The sequence below is a fragment of the Steroidobacter sp. genome (assembly GCF_016790065.1).
In the GTDB taxonomy this organism is placed as follows: Bacteria; Pseudomonadota; Gammaproteobacteria; order Steroidobacterales; family Steroidobacteraceae; genus Steroidobacter.
Window position 1 is genome coordinate 1 of record NZ_JAEUPY010000003.1, and the last position, 3,440, is coordinate 3,440.

Annotated in this window: 2 protein-coding genes; both read right to left on the reverse strand. The window is 60.9% G+C overall.

Features of this window, described 5'->3' with window-relative positions; all coding sequences use genetic code 11:
- A partial coding sequence (locus JNL55_RS00040) for a serine hydrolase domain-containing protein (RefSeq protein ID WP_293848042.1) occupies positions 1–1,400 on the reverse strand: 1,400 nt, incomplete at its 3' end.
- A gap of 20 nt (positions 1,401–1,420) precedes the next feature.
- Positions 1,421–3,440, reverse strand: a 2,020-nt coding sequence (locus JNL55_RS00045; protein ID WP_293848043.1) for a TonB-dependent receptor domain-containing protein, incomplete at its 5' end; no start/stop codon positions are given.

The following is a 3,440-nucleotide window of genomic DNA, read 5'->3' on the forward strand; positions in this document are numbered from 1 at the left end:
CGCCCGAACCAATCGTTCTGATACTCGCCACCATAACTTTCCAGCGGCAGCGAGGGCCGTGTCCCCGGTAGCTTCGACTGTTGCAAGCGCTGTTCGGCCGTCTCCCGCTCGCGCTCGCCACGCTCGACCACCTCCAGGAAATCCCGACTCCAATCATGAGCCGGCGCCCCCAGCAGCAGATCCAGAACACGTAGCGCAATGGCTTCGTGCATGCCGCCACTACCGCGCCCTGGAGCGTTCGCCAATATCACAACGCCCATGCCGCGCTCGGGCAATAGCGCGCCGTAAGCACGATTGGCGGCCAAGGCACCGGTGTGGTCCAGCAGTTTTAGATTTCGATACTGACTGGTGCGCCAGCCCATCGCGTAGCCCGGTGCGTACTGAGGCTTGCCCGCCACTTGCTCGATACGCGTCTTGATCCAGTCGTAATCGGTCCGCGGCTGCATCTGCGTTGCGTGTAGTTCTCGCAACGTGGCTTCGCGCAGGAAACGCTTACCGTGGTACTCGCCGTTGCGTAGGTTCATCTGCAACCACATCAACATGTCGGTGACGCTCGCCACCAGCGCGCCGGATGACCCGTCCTGGCCGATCGATTGCCACGGCAACGGAGTGGGTCCTGTCGGAGTGACCCGGTGAGGCATCGCGACGTTGGTCACTCGCGCCTGCGAGAAACTCGCGATGCCCGCAGGCGCTTGACAGTACATGCACGGAGCAACGTAAGCGGCGTCCCAGAAATCGTACGGACTCGCACCGCTATCGTTCATTTGCAGTGGAGCAAACATCCGTGTGCGAACGAACTCTTCCCACGTCCCGCCGCTCACCTCGGCTACGACCGCCCCAGCGACGCGATACATGAGATTGCTGTAGAGATATTCCGAGCGGAACGGCGCGATCGCCTCAACGTACCGCGCTCGTCGCACCATCTCGTTGTTAGAGATGGGTGCGATATAGGCGCCAGAAATTCCAGTCCGATGCCCAACCAGATCGCGGATCGTGACCTGTTGCGTGAGCCATGGATCGCTCAAACGAAACCACGGCAAATGATCGATGACCGGGTCGTCCCAGTTCAGCTTGCCGTCGTCCACCAGCAGCCCAAGCGCCGCGGCGGTGAAGGCCTTACTCATCGAGCCAATCTGAAAGCGCGTGTGAAGGTCGACCGGCGTATCCTTGCCGGCTTCTCGCACGCCGAAGCCTCGTGCGTACACCACTTCACCGTCGCGAATCACACCGACCGCAAACCCCGGCACCTGCCAATCGCGCCGCGCTTGCTCGATGTATCTATCAAGCGCGGCGCTCGGCACTGGCCGGCTGGCATGAGCGCCACCGGCCACCACGATGCACAGTCCTGCAAGCAAACCCAAAGGCCAGCGCCTGGCACGGGCACGCGTGTTCTCTGTCATCTCCCCGCTTCCCAATGGAATCAAAAAGCTTTGGAGAGGGACAGCGAGTAGCTGCGCATGCGCGGATCGCCAAACGGACTGTAGTAGGCCGTGATCGAGTAGAACGCGTCGAAGGCCGGCGCCTTGTCGAACACATTCTTGACGCCGAATTGCACACTCACGTCATCGAGCAGGCTGGCCGCGATCGAACGTGACGCAGCCGGCGCAAATCGATAACCGACCGTCATGTCGTGGAACACCTGGCTCGGCACCGAGCTCCCTCCTTGGGCGCGCACGTACAGGTCGGTGCCTTCGTTGTACTGATCGTAAGAACCGAAGTAGTAGGTCAACCACCCGGCATTCCAACCGGCGCGATCCCAGGTGAGCGAGGCATTGGCCTTGACCCGCAGCGGGCCATTGTCGGCCACTCGATTGACCTTGTTCACCAGAGGCGCCCCGAGCGCGGCCTGGATTTTGTAGTCATCGAACAAGGTCGCAGCAGCGGCGAACTGGAAACTACCGTACTGGTCGGTGTCCAGGGTGTAGCTCAATCCCAGGTCGATACCGCTGATCTCGGCCTGCGTGCCATTGATCAGCCGCTGATCGATCAGTGTGATCGCACCTACTCCGTAAGGATCGCCGGGCGCGGCCGCTTCGCGAGTCACACGCGACGGAAACAAACTTTCGCTGTTGACGATTTGCAGCACCGTGGGGCTGACGATGACGTTCTCTTGCTTGAACTGGAACCAGTCGGCGCTGATGCGCAGGCCAGGCGCGAACGGCGGTTCCAGAATCACACCCAGATTGAGGTTGTCGGTCTCGGTCGGCTCCAGGTCTGGATTGCCGCCGGAGAGCACGTTGGCAAGCGAGGTCGAGTTGCCTCGGCGCGGATCGATCACCTGCACGGTGGTGATGGAAACCAGCGACCCTGGCAGCAACTGCGAATAGGTAGGCGGCAGAAACGCCGTCGAGTAGCTGGCCCGTAGCATTACGCCGTCGACCACGCCGTAGCGCAATCCAGCCGTGTAGTTGGTCGATGTATAACGCACCCGTGTGTATTGCGGCTCTACCCCAGAACCGGCCAACGCGCTGGCGGTGCCGCTATCGGTGGTGTAACGCTCGCTACGCACCGCCAATTGCAGATCCAGCTCCTTCACGCCAGGCACTGCGTTGGCGACGGACACCAGCGGCACCAACGATTCGGCGTACGCGCTGTAAACATACTGAGATTGCGGAAAATAAATGCGATCGAAGTTCTCCGTCGGCAGCGCCGCCGGGCTGATGCCCGTATTGCGCCCCTGGTCCATGCCTTCCTTGCGATAGCCCAGGCCCACCGTGAGTACCGGCGCACCGGCAGGCAGACGCCCGATCTGGCCGAACAAGCGCAGTCCCACATCGTGCAAGTACGAATCGGCGGAGAAGTACGGCGTGCCGTCCTGGCCGCTGATATATGGATTGAGGTTGAGTGGCAAAGCGAGCGTATCGACGAACGGATTGATCGCGCCAACCGCCAGTGCGTTGTTGATACGAGCGTAGTGCGCATCGAGCCGGTTCTGCACCTGGCTCCAGGTGTAATCGCCTTCCATCTTCCAATGGCCGGGCAGATCGTAAATGAAGCCGAGCACCGCGCGGCGGCTGGTGTACTCAGTCTCAAAGGCATTGTTTTGAGTGTTGTCCGGAATGCTGACGCGCACGCTCTGCAAGAAGGGATTGGTCGGCGCCGAGGCCGGTACCACATAGTTGTTCAGCAGCGGATTGAAGATCGCCTTGGCGCTGTTGACGCCATAGGAGAACTCGGAGAATAACTCTAGTTTTTCCGTCATTTCACGGCGCGCGACCGCCATGACGGCAGCGATGCGAGGCGCGCTGCCCAACGGTCGCAACAGTCCTTTGCTGTAATCCGCGGTATAGGGCAACGTCAGATTGTACTGACCGGCATTGGCCACCAACGCAGCGGGATTGGAATTGGCAGCGTAGCCCGTCGGAATGTAAGTGAACGCGGCGCCCAGCGGCGTACCGTCACGCAATGTGAGATTGGCACCGTTGGTGGAACTGATATTC